The organism is Streptomyces sp. HUAS CB01 (assembly GCF_030406905.1).
Taxonomy (GTDB): domain Bacteria; phylum Actinomycetota; class Actinomycetes; order Streptomycetales; family Streptomycetaceae; genus Streptomyces; species Streptomyces chengbuensis.
Genome location: NZ_CP129137.1, coordinates 1,532,733 through 1,545,831, shown reverse-complemented (window position 1 = coordinate 1,545,831; position 13,099 = coordinate 1,532,733). Strand labels below are relative to the sequence as shown.

Sequence of the window (13,099 nt, the reverse complement as noted above, 5' to 3'; positions counted from 1 at the left end):
GCGGACGCCGAGGACGTCCCAGCGGTCACAAGAGCCCCCGCCGTGCACGGCGGGGGCTCGACGTCTTGCACACTTTTGAGAGGATGGCACAGCGGTCGGCCACAACGGATCGGGGGGGCGGATGAAGCGCATCGGAGTGACCGGCCACAGAAGCATTCCGCCCGAGGCCATGCCGCATGTGCTGGCCGGGATGGAGGCGCTGCTGCGCGGCCACGAGGGTGCGCTGGAAGCGCTCTCCAGCCTCGCCGAGGGGGCCGACCAGCTCTTCGCCGACATCGCCCTCGCCTGCGGCGCGGAACTCACCGTGGTCATCCCGAGCGGGGACTACGAGGACGGCTTCGACGACCCCGGCGCGCTGGCCTGCTACCGGCGGCTCAGGGGCAGGGCCAGCCAGGAGGTCCGGCTGGCCTTCCCCCGCTCCACGGACGAGGCGTACTACGCGGCCGGCACGTACATCGCCGACAACTGCGACCGGCTCCTGGCGGTCTGGGACGGCCGCCCCGCCCGCGGGCTCGGCGGCACCGGCGACATCGTCCGGTACGCGCGCGAGCGCGGCACGCCGGTGACGGTGGTGTGGTGCGACGGGGTCGAGCGGCCCTGACGCACGCGGGCCCGGCGAACTCCTCGCGGCGGTCGGCGGCGAGCCGGCCGGCCACGGAAGGCGGCGACGGCGGGGACGTCAGGCTCCGGCGGGGCGGTACGGGGCCCGGCGCCGGACGGCCGTCCGGCGCCACGCGCCCCCGTCCGTCCGTCAACTACGGTGCTGAACCAGCCAGTCGGTGTGCTGGGGCGAGACGATCCGCTCGGTCTCGTACACCGCCGAGGGCCACTGCTCCTCCGTCACCGAGGTCTCCATCGCGATGTGGATCGCCGCCAGGTCCTCCTCCACCAGGGAGTGCGCCGCGATCAGCGGCTGGTGGCGGCGGATCTCGCTCCACGCCAGACACGCCGCGGCGGCCGCGGACAGCAGTGGCACCGGTTCGGCCGATTCGGTGACGGAGAACGTGCGCAGTACCCCGAACAGCAGCGCGAGCGCGGTGAGCAGGCCGATCGTCACCGTCCACAGCGCGGTCGCGCGCCGGGAGATCTCCGCACGCCGGTGGTACCAGTTGCGCTGCTCGATCAGACGGTCCCTCACATACGTCTCCTTGCGTACGCTGAAGACCTTGCCCCGCAGCAGACGCATCGGAGTGGTGATCAGCTCGGCGGAGACCGTGCTCCCGCCTTCCTCGCGCGGGTCCACCCAGCCGACCTTGCGCAGTTCCCCGAGCCCTTCCTCCAGCCGGGTCGTGAACAGCCGGTCCGGATCGGGGGAGTCGGAGTCGAAGGGCGCCCCGTGCACCGCGTAGCGCCAGCACATCGAGCGGATGAACTCCGCTGCGGAGCGGTTGAGTTGCCAGTGCGACTTTGCCCGACGGCGTGTCCCGCGGAAGCTCAGCACGAGCACCCAGGCGTACGCCGAGGCACTGAGCAGTCCCATGAGCTGGAAGGAGTCGCCGACCCTCCCTCGCCAGGGCAGCGCCGCGAACGCCGAGCCCAGGACCAGGAGGAGCAGCTGCAGCCGGGTGCCCTTGACCGCCTCCCGCTGCCGGTCGACGGCCGTCTCGTCCGCTCGGTGGAACAGTGCCGGCAGATCAGCATTTCGAAAGACCATGCTTTGCAGATGGCCGGGAATACCGGTCATGCGTACCCCCCTCGGCGGATTTTGGCTTCACTCGTTCGATGGAATGGCTTGTTCCGTTCGGAGTGGGGCATACTCGCGCAACGCTTTTGTTTCAGCTCTACGTGCCGAGTTGCTGCGGGTGGCCATGAGAGTAAAGTCGTGCCGCCGACACTGCAACGGTGCCCGGTGCTCCCCCGTTAGCACAACATGACCTAGGACGGCCGTCGTGACCCTCCAGACTTCAGTCACCTTTGCTTCTGTGAAGAAGGACCGGGTGCCCCTCACCGAGATCGACGTGCGTGACGCCGAGGCGGCCAGGAAGCTGGGTCGTGTGCGCCCTGCCGGCGCCGACCGTTCCGCACGGATGTCCACGTTCAACTCCGCGCTCTAGTCCGGTTCCAGACCGTCCGTACGGCGGACGGGCTGCCCTAGACTGGCGGAATGACCCGACCCGTGGTCCCGTTCCGCGAGATCGTCTTGAAGGTCCACAGCAGATGTGATCTTGCTTGCGACCACTGTTATATCTACGAACACGCTGATCAGAGCTGGCGCACCCGCCCGAAAGCAATCTCTGACGAGGCGATTTTCTGGACAGCTCTGCGACTGGCCGAGCATGCGAAGAAACATGCCCTGCCCTCCGTGTCAGTGATCCTGCACGGAGGGGAGCCTCTGCTCGCCGGCCCCGCCCGGTTACGCCGGGTCTGTGAGGAACTCACCAAAGCCCTCGACGGTGTCGCCGCCCTCGACCTGCGAATTCACACCAATGGCCTCCAGCTGAGCCCCCGCTATCTGGAACTCTTCGACGAGTTCGACGTCAAGGTGGGCATCTCCCTCGACGGCGACAAGGCCGCCAACGACCGCCACCGCCGCTTCGCGGACGGGCGCAGCAGCCACCCTCTGGTGCTGAAGGCCGTCCAGGTGCTGAGCACGGACCGCTGGCGCCATCTCAACCTCGGCCTCCTGTGCACCGTCGACGTCGCCAACGACCCGGTCGCCGTCCACGACGCGCTGATGGAGCTCGACCCCCCGCGCATCGACTTCCTGCTGCCGCACGCCACGTGGGACGAGCCGCCGCCGCGGCCCGGCGGCTCCCCGACCGCGTACGCCGACTGGCTCCTCACCGTCTTCGACCGCTGGGACCGGCAGGGCCGACGGGTGCCGGTGCGGCTCTTCGCCTCCGTCCTCTCCACCCTTTCCGGGGGCCCCGGGCTCACCGAGTCGCTCGGTCTCACCCCCACCGACCTCGTCGTCGTCGAGACCGACGGCACCCTGGAGCAGGTCGACTCGCTCAAGAGCGCCTACGAGGGTGCCGCGGCCACCGGCTTCGACGTCTTCGCCCACACCTTCGACGAGGTCGCCGCCCATCCGGGCGTGCGGGCCCGACAGCTCGGCCTCGCCGGTGTCGGCGACACCTGTCGCGATTGCGCCGTCGTCCGCTCCTGCGGGGGCGGTCTCTACACCCACCGCTACCGCAGTGGCGCCGGCTTCGACAACACCTCCGTCTACTGCACGGACCTCGAGGCCCTCGTCCGCGGCATCGAGCACCGCACCGCCGCCCGGTCGGTGCCCGCAGCGGTCACCGACGACGGGGAGCTGCGGACCGAGCAGCACGAGCTGACGCGGCTGCTCCTGGCCGACCTCCACCGGGAGCTCGACGGGCGGGGCGGCGAGGAGTGGGACCGTGCCTGGGAACTGGCCGGCGCGGTCGACCGGCATCCCGGCGCGCTCGACTGCGTGCTGACCCACCCGTACACCCGCGGCTGGCTGCTGGCCGCCCTGGACGCACTGCACGAGGGCGTGCCCGGCGCCGCCCTCCTCCCGGCCGCCCGGCTGGCGTCGTCGGCCGCCGCCGCCGTCGTCCGCGGCGGCCTCGACCTGCCGGTGCAGGTCCCGTACGAGGGCGGGGCGCTGCTGCTGCCCACGCTCGGCGAACTCCGGCTCACCGGGACGGAACCGCGCGGTACCGCGGAGGTGCGGCCCGTCGAGAAGGGCCTCCTCGTGCGGACCGGCGACCGGGAGCGTCACATCTCCCGGGCCGAGGAGCCGTCCGCCGACTGGCGGCCCGTCCGCCGGCTCGGCCGGGACGGGGCGCCCGACCTCGCCGTCGACGACCTCGACCCCTACCGCGACTGCTTCGACGCCCCGGTGCTGCCCCGGCTCGGCCACGACGAGGCGGCCGGCTGGACGGACCGGCTGGCCCGTGCCTGGGGGCTGCTGCGCGCCCGCGCACCGGAACAGGCCGCGGCCGCCGCGGCGTCGCTCACCACGCTCACCCCCGTCGGCGGCGCCCGGCCCCGGGTCGGACGGCACGGGCTCGGGGCTCTCGGCGTCCCGCTGCACGCCGAGGCCGGGGACTTGGCGCCCGCGCTGCTGCGCGGCTGGCGCCGGGCGCGCCTCCAGGCCCTGCTGGAGGCCACCGACCTCTACGCCGACGACGGCCTGTGGACCCACCCGGCACCGTGGCAGGAGGCGCCGGTCCCGGTGTCCGAACTGCTGGCGGGGGCGTACGAGCGGACCGGGCTCCGCGCCTTCGACCCGGACGGCGCGGATGCCGCCCTGCGGGCGCTGGACACCCTGGGCCGCGCCGCGGAACTCACCGTCGGCGGGAAACGTCTGCTGGCGCTGCTGTGGGAAGAGGCGGACCGTGACCGACACAGTCGTTGAGCGCGACGGGCTCGCGCGGCAACTGACGGAACTCGGGTTACGGACGGGGGAGACGGTCCTCGTCCACGCGGGCCTCGGCGGCACGGGCATGGACGCCCCGGAGCTCCGCGACGCCCTGCTGCGGGCGGTCGGCGAGGACGGCACGCTCGTGGTCCCCGCCTTCACCGCCGAGAACTCCGACACGTCCTCCGCCCATCTGCGGCGCGTGTCCGGCCTGACACCCACTCAGGCGGCGGCCTTCCGGGCCACGATGCCCGCCTTCGACCCGGCCACCACTCCGAGCACCGGGATGGGCCGGTTGGCCGAGTCCGTGCGGACCACCGGAGGCGCGGTGCGCAGCGCCCACCCCCAGACGTCGTTCGCCGCCCTCGGCCGGAGGGCGGGGGAACTCCTCTCCCGGCATCCGCTCACCTGCCATCTCGGAGAGGAATCCCCGCTCGGGGCGCTCTACCGGGCCGGGGCACGGGTATTGATGATCAATGTGGGGTTCTCCGTGTGCACCGCCTTTCACCTCGCGGAGTACCGAATCGGCGCGCCTCTGCGCCGGTACGCCTGTGTGGTGCGCGGGGCGCACGGCCCGGAATGGACGGAATACCGGGACGTCGAACTCGACGACAGTGATTTCGACGCCATCGGAGCCGCCTTCTCCTGGAATCTCGAACAGAAAGGACAACTGGGAGGAACGACCGCGACCTTGTTCTCGATCACCGATGCGGTGGACCATGCGGTGGCGTGGATGTCCGAAAAGCGGCGTTGATTGACCGAACGACTAGGGGATGGAGCAAGGTCTGCTCCGGAATGATTGGTCCGCTCGCACCTCATCACCATGGAGTGCGGGTGTTCATACAGGACGGGGGTCGTGTGCACGCGTCATCGCAGCAGCGAGCGGCGGACCATCGGCCGTACTTCTTCTTGAGCTATGCGCACACACCGAGGTACGGAGCGGGCGGGCCGGACCCCGACATGTGGGTCGAGCGTCTCTTCCGGGATCTGTGCGGCCATGTGATGGCCATGACCGATCTCCCCGCCGGGGCGCCCGCGGGATTCATGGACCGGGAGATACGCTCCGGCGAGGGATGGTCCGAGCGGCTCGCCGAAGTCCTCGCCACCTGCCGGGTCTTCGTGCCGCTGTTCTCCCCGCGCTTCTTCGCCAGCGAGATGTGCGGCAAGGAGTGGTACGCCTTCGCCCAGCGGGAGATCTACCACCAGGCCAAGAGCAACCGGCCCGCCGAGGCCATCGTGCCCGCGCTGTGGGTCCCGGTGCCGCCCGAGCAACTGCCCGGACCTGCCGAGCGGTTGCAGTTCAACCACCGTGCCTTCGGTGACCGCTACGTCACCGACGGACTCTACGGTCTGATCAAACTCCGGATATTCGCCGAGGAGTACGAGCGCGCGGTCTACGAACTCGCCAAACGCATCGTCAGCGTCGCGGACACCACCCCGGTCGGGCCCGGCAGACCGCTCGACTACCGGCAGGCCCCCAGCGCCTTCGGCACCCCGGACCCGGCCAGACCGCGCAGCACCGGCCCCCGCCCCATCCAGGTCACCGTGGCCGCCCCGACCCGGCACGACCTGCCCCCGGGGCGCGACCCCGACTACTACGGCGACATGCCGCAGGACTGGAACCCCTACTACCCCGAGGCGCACCGGCCGCTGGCCTACGTCGCCCGCGACCTGGTGCGGACCCTCAACTACCAGGCCACCGTCGCCTCGTTCGACCACGACAGCACACCGCTCGACAGCAAGCAGCCCCCGACCAGGCCCGAGCTGCTGATCGTCGACCGCTGGGCCCTGGAGGACGACGAGAGACGCGAGCGGCTCGCCGCCTTCGACGCCGAGAACCGGCCCTGGGTCAGTGTCGTCGTCCCCTGGAACCGCGACGACCACCAGAGCCGCGGTGCCGAGAGCGAGCTCACCGCCAAGCTCGAACAGACCCTGCCGACCAAACTCAGCCAGGGCCGCGCCGCCTGCCGCGCCGCCGCCCGCGGCGTACCGAGCATGGAGGCCTTCGGCCAGATCCTCCCCCAGGTCGTGGAGGCGGCCGCCCAGCAGTACCTGCGCCACGCCCAGGTCTATCCGCCCGCCGGCGGCAGCCACACCGAACGTCCGCGGCTGCGCGGTCCCATGGCGGCCGAGTACGCCACCACGCACTACATCCCCGACACGCTCGACCACGCGCCGGATGCGGAGGACACGGATGACAGCCAGTCGTGACGGACGCATCGTCACGTTCTACTCGTACAAGGGAGGCACCGGGCGGACGATGGCCATGGCCAACACCGCCTGGATACTCGCTGCCAACGGCAAGCGGGTCCTCGCCGTGGACTGGGACCTGGAAGCCCCCGGCCTGCACCGGTTCTTCCACCCCTTCCTCGACCCGTCCACGCTCGGTGCCACCACCGGGGTCATCGACCTGATCACCGAGTACGCCTGGGCCGCGACGAGCCCCGTGCAGCGTCCCGACGACTGGCACCGGGACTACGCCCGCATCCAGCCGCACGCCGTCTCCCTCACCCCCGAGAACCTCGGCTGGGAGTTCCCCGAGGGCGGCACCCTCGACTTCGTCTCCGCGGGCAAGCAGAACCGCGAGTACTCGGCGACCGTCTCCACCTTCGACTGGGACAACTTCTACGACCGGCTCGGCGGCGGGCACTTCTTCGACGCACTGCGCGACGACATGAAGGCCAACTACGACTACGTCCTCATCGACAGCCGCACCGGTCTCAGCGACATCGCCGACATCTGCACCGTCCACCTCCCGGACGTCCTCGTCGACTGCTTCACCCTCAGCGACCAGTCCATCGACGGCGCCGCCGCCGTCGCCCGCCAGATCGACGAGCGCTACGGCGGCCGCGGCATCCGCATCCTCCCCGTCCCCATGCGCATCGACGAGGGCGAGAAGGAGAAGGCCGACGCCGGACGGGCCCTCGCGCGGCTGAAGTTCGACCGGTTCCCCACCGGGCTCGCCGGCGAGGAACTCACCTCCTACTGGGGCGCGGTGGAGATCCCGTACCGCCCCTACTACGCCTACGAGGAGACCCTCGCCACCTTCGGCGACGAGGCCGGACTCACCAACTCCCTGCTCTCCGCCTTCGAACGGCTCACCGCCGTGGTCACCGAAGGGGAGATCACCGCCATGCCCACCGTCGGCGAGGAGATCAGGCTGCGGATCAGGGACGCCTTCACCCGCCGCCGCCCCGCGCTGCCCGCCGACCTGTTCCTCAGCTACGTCGCCGAGAACCGCATGTGGGCCGACTGGATCGAGTCCGTCCTCACCCGCGCCGGCTTCCGCGTCGTCCCGCGCGACGTCTCCGCGGAACCGCCCCAGGACGGCTCCGCCGCCCTCGCCCCCGAGAACGCGGCCCGCACCGTCGTCCTCCTCTCCAGCGCCTATCTCAAGTCCGCCCGCGCCGTGGAGGTGTGGGAACGGGCCGCGGCCGAGGACCCCGGCGGCGGCCGCGGCCGCCATCTGCTGCCGCTGCGCGTCGGCGACGTACGCCTCACCACCCCCTACATCGACCGCAACCCCGTCGACCTCTTCCGCCTCGACGAGGTGCACGCCACCAGCGCACTGCTGCGCGCGCTCGACCGTCCGGTCCAGCTCACCGACGGGGTCGCGCCGGGCCCGCGGTTCCCCGGCACCGTCCCCAAGATCTGGAACGCGCCGGCCCGCAACCCCGGCTTCACCGGACGGTCCGTCGTCCTGGAGCGGATGCGCGACCAGCTCGGCGGCGGCATGGCCGTCGTGCTCCCGCAGCCCCAGACGCTGTACGGCCTCGGCGGCGTCGGCAAGACCCAGGTGGCCCTGGAGTACGTGCACCGCTTCATGGCCGACTACGACCTGGTGTGGTGGATCTCCTCCGAGCAGACCGACGACGTCGTCGCCGGGCTCGCCGAACTCGCCACCCGGCTCGGCGCCCAGGGCGGCGAGGACATGGCCGCCGCCTCCCAGGAGGCGGTCGACCTGCTCAGGCGCGGCGTACCGACCTCCCGCTGGCTGCTCGTCTTCGACAACGCCGACGACCCGGAGCAGCTCAAGCGGTTCTTCCCGACCGGCGGCCACATCCTCGTCACCTCCCGGAACCAGACCTGGTCCCAGTACGGCGACGCCCTGCCGGTCGACGTCTTCCTGCGCGAGGAGTCCGTCGAGCACCTCCAGCGCCGCGCGCCCGGACTCACCCTGCAGGACGCCGACCAGGTCGCCGCCGCGGTCGGTGACCTGCCGCTCGCCGTCGAACAGGCCGCGGCCTGGATCGCCGAGACCGCCACACCCGTCGCCGCCTACCTGGAGCAGCTCGGCCGGCAGGCGCCCAGTGTCCTCGCGCTCAACCAGCCCGCCGGCTACCCCGAGCCGGTCGCCGCGACCTGGAACGTCTCCATCGAGCGCCTCAAGGAGCGCTCACCGGCCGCCGTACGGCTGCTCCAGCTCTGCGCGTTCTTCGCCCCCGAGCCGATCTCCGCGAACCTGCTCTACAGCAAGGAGATGATCGAGGCGCTCAAGCCGTACGACGCGTCCCTCCAGGAGAAGCTCGTACTCGGTCGCGTCATCCGCGAGATCGGCCGGTTCGCCCTCGCCAAGGTCGACCAGGTCTCCAACTCCATCCAGGTGCACCGGCTGGTGCAGGCCGTCATCCGGGCCCAGCTCAGCGAGGAGGAGCAGATGGACGCGCGGCACGCCGTCCACCGGATCCTCGCCGGCGCCCGCCCCGACGACGACGAACCGATCGACAACCCCGAGACCTGGCCACGGTTCAACACCATCTGGCCGCACCTCGGCCCCTCCGAGGCCCGCTACTGCAAGGAGCCCGAGACCCGCAGGCTGCTCATCGACCGGGTGCGCTACCTCTGGAAGCGCGGTGACTGGCAGGCCGCCGGCGCCCTCGGCGACGATCTGCGCGAAGCCTGGCGGGAGATGCTCGGCAACGACGACCTGCAGTACCTGTACCTGCGCTTCCACCTCTCCAACATCTTCCGCTCGCAGGGCCGTTACGTGGAGGCCAGGGAACTGGACGAGGTCACCCTGGAGCGCCAGCGCGCCGTGCTCGGCCCCTCCCACCCGCACACGTACATGACCACCAGCGGCCTGGCGATGGACCTGGGCACCCTCGGCCAGTACGGCAAGGCCATGGAACTGGCCACCGAGGCGCACGAGGGGTTCAGCCAGATCTTCCACGAGTCCCACCCGCGCACCCTGGCCGCCGCCAACAACCTGGCACTGAACCTGCGCATGGTCGGCCACTACGCACGGGCCCGCGAGATCGACCAGGACGTCTTCGACCGCCGCACCGAGGTGCTCGGTCCCGAGCACCCGTACACGCTCTCCTCGGCCACCTCGCTCGCCCGCGACCTGCGCGAGGTCGGCCGGTACGAGGACTCCGTCAGCCTGCTCAGCCGCACCTACGAGAGCTACAAGCAGACCCTCGGCCGCGCCTTCCCCGGCACGCTGGCGGCGGGCAAGAGCCTCGCCGTCTCGCTGCGCCGGGCCGGCCGGCTGGAGGACGCCCGCAGGCTGACGACGGCCACCCGCAACCGCTACCGCGCCAAGTACACCTCGGCGAACCCTGACTCGCTCGCCTGCGATCTGAACCTGGCGGCCGACCTGTTCGCTGCCGGGGAACCGGTGGCGGCCCGGGACCTCGCCCAGGAGGTCGTCGACCAGTACATGAAGGTGCCGGGCGAGAAGCACCCCTACACCCTCGCCGCGATCAACAACCTCGGCATCTACCAGTGGGGCTGCGGCGACCCCGAGACCGCGGAGCAGCTGCTCGTGCCCACCGTCCGCCGGATGACCGACGTCCTCGGCACGGCCCATCCGCACACGCTGTTCTGCACCGTCAACCTCGCCAACGCCCGTGCCGACCTGGGCGAACTGGAGTCGGCGCTGGAGACCGAGCGGCGGGCGGTGACGAAGCTGCGCGAGGTCCTGGGCCTCCACCACCCCGAGGTCCTCGCCGTCTCCTCCAACATCGCCGTCACCCTCAGCGCCCTGGGCCGCAAGGACGAGGCGGCGGCGCTGCGGGCGGAGACGGCGGAGGAACTGGCGCGGCTGCTGGGGGAGGAGCACGCGCTGACCCGGATCGCCCGGGACGAGCGCAGGACCCACCGCGACCTGGAGCCGCTGGCCGTCTGACCGTATCGGGGCCCGGTTCTCCCCGCCCTCCGCGGGGAGCCCGGGACCCGTGCGCGGCAGCGACGCGCCCCGCCGTCCGGTGCCTCGGCCGGGCGTCCCCACCGGTCACGGACCGGGTACCCCCGGGTGGTCCTCCAGCAGCCAGGTGAGGATCCGGGGGAGCGCGTGCAGCGCGTCGAAGTGGGCGGCGGCCGGCTCCAGGACGGCCGTGGCCCCCGGGATGCGCTGCGCCAGCCAGCGGGAGTGGCCGACCGGTGAGAAGACGTCCTTCTCGCCGTGCCACAGGAGCACGGGCGCGGTGATGTCGGCGGGGTCGAAACCCCAGGGGCTGCAGAAGGCGAGGGCGTCGTCGATCCAGCCGTACGCGGAAGTGCGCAGCGCCTCCTGGTAGTTGCGCAGCAGCATCGACCGCACGCCGGCGTCCGCGACGACCATCCGGTCCGAGTCGGTGAGCTCCCTGCGCAGATCGTCGAGGAGCCGGACCGGGTCGCGCCGGATCTCCGCCGAGCGCAGGATGAACCGCGCCGTGAGCCCGTCCGGGTCGACGGTGGCCGTCGTGTACTCGAGGACGTTCGAGGCGGCCATGCCCTCGAACCAGTCCAGGCCGTCCGCGTCCCGCGGCGCGAGCGTCACGAGCGCCGCGGCCCTGGTGACCCGGTCGGGCAGCAGGGCCGCACAGGCCAGCGCGTGCGGTGCGCCGCCCGAACGCCCCACCACCGCGAACCGGTCGAGCCCCAGCGCGTCGGCGATCGCCCGTACGTCCGCGACCACGTCCGCCACACTGCGCCCGGCCAGCCGGTCCGAACCGCCGTATCCCGGCCGGTCGTAGGCGATCAGCTGCATTCCGCGCTGGTAGAGCACCATGCCGCGCGGCGCGGGCCCGAGACGGCTGCCCGGGGTGCCGTGCAGCAGGAAGACCGGTCTGCCGCGCGGGTCCCCGAGGCGCTCCACCATCAGATGCCGCCCGTCCGACGCGTGCACCCGACGTCGCACCCGCGCCTCCTTCGCCGTGGGGTTCCAAGAATCAGGAAATGCCGCACATTCCGCACATGCCGTAAGTGCCGTCCACATGTGCCATGTACAGCAATACTGTCCTGGCATTCCCCGCCCCCTTGATGATTACCCGTCGGAGCGAGGTCGGCGTAAGTCCCCAATGAGCCGGTTGGGCATGGCGATTCGGACAGGACTAGTCCTTACGTGCTGCCCATCGGCCGGTAGCAAGGGGTGTTCGCAAACGGAACCGACCTGTACGGGCCCGGGGTCGTGAAGAAGCAGAGGGCGCATTGGTGGTGTCGTGTGCGCGTCCTGAAGTCGACCTTGTGTGCTACCGGCGCGTATCGGAATAGTGGGCGCCCGATCCTCCGCGTCCGGGTACCCCACTTGCCCGTTCGCGGCCCCCCACAGGAGGTCCTACGTGAAGCACCGACGAATACCCAAGAGGCGCGCGGCGATGGCAGGTGGAGCCGTCGCCGCTCTCGTGGCGGCCGGCGTCACCTTCCAGACTGCGAACGCCAGCGAGGACAAGCCCGCGGTCACGGTGAAGACGCTCTCCGCCTCGGCGGCCGGAACTCTCGCCTCGACGCTCAACAAGAGCCTCGGCGGCGACGCGGCCGGCGCCTACTACGACGCCGAGGCCAAGGCCCTCGTGATGAACGTCGTCGACGAGGCGGCGGCGGACGCCGTCCGCGCGGCCGGAGGCAAGGCGAGAGTCGTCGAGAACTCGCTGGCCGAGCTGAAGACCGCCCGGCAGACCCTCACCGACCGGGCCACCATCCCGGGCACCTCGTGGGCCACCGACCCGGTGACCAACAAGGTGGTCGTCACGGCCGACCGTACGGTCGGGGGTGCGGACCTGACGAAGCTCCAGGAGGTCGTGAAGGGCCTCGGTGCGAAGGCGGAGCTGAAGAAGACGGCCGGGGAGTTCAAGCCCTTCGTGGCCGGCGGTGACGCCATCCACAGCGGTGGCGGCCGCTGTTCGCTCGGCTTCAACGTCGTCAAGGACGGTGCCCCGCACTTCATCACGGCCGGCCACTGCGGTGAGGCCGGCAGCGAGTGGTCGGACTCCGCGGGCGGCGCCGCGATCGGCAGCATGGTCGACTCGCAGTTCCCCGAGAACGACTTCGCCCTCGTCAAGTACAGCGGCGACACCGCCCACCCGAGCGAGGTCAACCTCTACAACGGCAGCACGCAGCAGATCACCAAGGCGGGCGACGCGACCGTCGGCATGCAGGTGACCCGCAGCGGCTCCACCACCCAGGTCCACGACGGCGAGGTCACCGGCCTCGACGCCACCGTGAACTACGGCAACGGCCAGGTCGTCAACGGCCTCATCCAGACGAACGTCTGCGCCGAACCCGGCGACAGCGGCGGCTCGCTCTTCGCCGGTGACGCCGCGATCGGTCTGACCTCCGGCGGCAGCGGTGACTGCTCCGCGGGCGGCGAGACGTTCTTCCAGCCGGTGACGGAGGCGCTGCAGGTCCTCGGCGCCGAGATCGGCTGATCCGACCGGCACGGCGCCACTGGCAGGCGCCGTCCGGCCGGGCACCCACCCGGCAGAGGGACCCCCGAGGGAGCGCGGCCGGGGACACCGTCCCCGGGCGAGCACCGCCTGACGGGGGACCTCTGACGGAGCACCACCCGGC

9 protein-coding genes are annotated in these 13,099 nt (G+C 71.4%); 7 read left to right on the top strand and 2 right to left on the bottom strand.

Features of this window, described 5'->3' with window-relative positions; genetic code table 11:
- Window positions 1-121 precede the first annotated feature (121 nt).
- Window positions 122-601 carry a hypothetical protein gene (locus QRN89_RS06925; RefSeq protein ID WP_290348468.1) on the top strand — a complete coding sequence of 160 codons (480 nt, stop codon included), beginning with the start codon at window positions 122-124 and terminating at the stop codon, window positions 599-601.
- A gap of 150 nt (window positions 602-751) precedes the next feature.
- Here the strand turns inward: QRN89_RS06925 and QRN89_RS06920 are convergent, their stop codons facing one another.
- The gene (locus QRN89_RS06920) at window positions 752-1,654 is read right to left on the bottom strand and encodes a DUF4231 domain-containing protein (protein WP_290353599.1); all 903 of its coding nucleotides are present in this window, start codon (window positions 1,652-1,654) and stop codon (window positions 752-754) included.
- Between the two features lie 235 nt (window positions 1,655-1,889).
- On the opposite strand from QRN89_RS06920, the gene fxsA reads away from it, so the two are divergent.
- From fxsA to fxsT, 5 genes are all read left to right on the top strand, one after another.
- Window positions 1,890-2,054 (top strand): FxSxx-COOH cyclophane-containing RiPP peptide, encoded by a 165-nt coding sequence (gene fxsA, locus QRN89_RS06915; protein WP_290348467.1) that lies wholly within the window; start codon window positions 1,890-1,892, stop codon window positions 2,052-2,054.
- Window positions 2,055-2,104: 50 nt separating this feature from the next.
- Window positions 2,105-4,327, top strand: a complete 2,223-nt coding sequence (gene fxsBH, locus QRN89_RS06910) for a radical SAM/SPASM protein FxsBH, inactivated beta-hydroxylase extension form (RefSeq protein WP_290348466.1) — start codon at window positions 2,105-2,107, stop codon at window positions 4,325-4,327.
- Complete coding sequence (locus tag QRN89_RS06905) at window positions 4,308-5,084, top strand: AAC(3) family N-acetyltransferase (RefSeq protein ID WP_290348465.1); 777 nt, start codon at window positions 4,308-4,310, stop codon at window positions 5,082-5,084. Before fxsBH ends, QRN89_RS06905 begins: the two co-directional genes overlap by 20 nt.
- Before the next feature lie 80 nt (window positions 5,085-5,164).
- Window positions 5,165-6,541, top strand: a complete 1,377-nt coding sequence (gene fsxC, locus QRN89_RS06900) for an FxsC protein (RefSeq protein WP_290348464.1) — start codon at window positions 5,165-5,167, stop codon at window positions 6,539-6,541.
- Entirely contained in the window at window positions 6,525-10,457 is a 3,933-nt protein-coding gene (gene fxsT / locus QRN89_RS06895; protein ID WP_290348463.1) for an FxSxx-COOH system tetratricopeptide repeat protein, read from the top strand. Before fsxC ends, fxsT begins: the two co-directional genes overlap by 17 nt.
- Window positions 10,458-10,562: 105 nt before the next feature.
- Here the strand turns inward: fxsT and QRN89_RS06890 are convergent, their stop codons facing one another.
- Window positions 10,563-11,450, bottom strand: coding sequence for an alpha/beta fold hydrolase (locus tag QRN89_RS06890; protein ID WP_290348462.1), 888 nt, complete (start codon window positions 11,448-11,450; stop codon window positions 10,563-10,565).
- Window positions 11,451-11,871: 421 nt separating this feature from the next.
- Here QRN89_RS06890 and QRN89_RS06885 point away from each other — a divergent pair, with 421 nt between their 5' ends.
- Complete coding sequence (locus QRN89_RS06885; RefSeq protein ID WP_290348461.1) at window positions 11,872-12,957, top strand: S1 family peptidase; 1,086 nt, start codon at window positions 11,872-11,874, stop codon at window positions 12,955-12,957.
- Window positions 12,958-13,099: the final 142 nt, after the last annotated feature.

Coding starts and splice junctions, on each gene's coding strand:
- QRN89_RS06920 (WP_290353599.1), bottom strand. CDS start 1,654: ATGGTCTTTCGAAATGCTGATCTGCCGGCACTGTTCCACCGAGCGGAC.
- fxsBH (WP_290348466.1), top strand. CDS start 2,105: ATGACCCGACCCGTGGTCCCGTTCCGCGAGATCGTCTTGAAGGTCCAC.
- QRN89_RS06925 (WP_290348468.1), top strand. CDS start 122: ATGAAGCGCATCGGAGTGACCGGCCACAGAAGCATTCCGCCCGAGGCC.
- fxsT (WP_290348463.1), top strand. CDS start 6,525: ATGACAGCCAGTCGTGACGGACGCATCGTCACGTTCTACTCGTACAAG.